We start from the raw sequence: 930 nt of genomic DNA, 5'->3' as shown, positions 1-930 counted from the left end.
GGCGACGGGGCGCCGCGCTGGCTGTTCCTCACCGGCCAGCGCGTGGCCGGCGTGGCGGGGCGCCCGGCGCGGCTGGTCGGCGTCGCCACCGACATCACCGAGCGGCAGGAAAGCGCCGATGCGCTGCGCGAGGCGGAGGCGCGCTACCGCGCCCTGTTCGACGCCGCGCCCTTCGCCGTCTTCCTGTTCGACCCGGCGACGCACGCCATCCTCGACGTCAATGAGCGCGCCTGCCGCGACTATGGCTACAGCGCCGAGGAGTTCCGCGCCTTGCGAATCGGCGACATCGACGCGCTGGAGCAGGCGGAGGCGATCCGCGCCCGCGGCCGGCGACACCGCATCGGCCCCGATGTGCAGGAATTCGAGGCGCGGCACCGGCTGCGCGACGGCGCGCTGCGCGACGTGATGGTGCGGGTGCAGGGGGTGCGGCTGGGCGGGCGCGATGTCTCCTATGCCGCGCATATGGACATCACCGCCCGGCTGCGGGCCGAGGAGCAGCGGCTGCTGCTGGCGCGCGAGGTGGACCACCGCGCCAAGAACGTGCTGGCGCTGGTGCAGGCCGCGCTGCGGCTGACGCCGAAGGAGGACGCCGCCGCCTACACCGCGGCGGTGGAGGGGCGCGTCATGGCCCTGGCCCGCGCCCACACCCTGCTGGCCGAAGCCTATTGGGCGGGGGCCGAGCTGCGCGCCCTGCTGGAGGGCGAGCTGGCCGCCTTCCTGCAGCCCGATGCCGGCGCGGCGGCGCCGCGCGCCCTGCTGGACGGGCCGCCGGTGACGCTGCCGCCGGCGCTGGCGCAGGGCGTCTCCATGGTGCTGCACGAGCTGGCGACCAACGCCACCAAGCACGGCGCCCTGTCCCGCCAGGGCGGCACGGTGCGCGTCGCCTGGTCGGTCTGCGAGGCGGCGGGGCGGCTGCTGCTGCGCTGGAGC

1 protein-coding gene is annotated in these 930 nt (G+C 76.2%); it reads left to right on the top strand.

The genetic code is table 11. The annotated features are described in order from the left end of the window. Window positions 1–930 (top strand): sensor histidine kinase (locus HMPREF0731_RS23425; RefSeq protein ID WP_007006457.1); only part of this gene is annotated, 930 nt, incomplete at both ends.

The sequence above is a fragment of the Pseudoroseomonas cervicalis ATCC 49957 genome (genome assembly GCF_000164635.1).
Lineage (GTDB): Bacteria > Pseudomonadota > Alphaproteobacteria > Acetobacterales > Acetobacteraceae > Pseudoroseomonas > Pseudoroseomonas cervicalis.
Note: the sequence above shows the minus strand (reverse complement) of the source record. Positions and strands in the feature narration are given on the sequence as shown.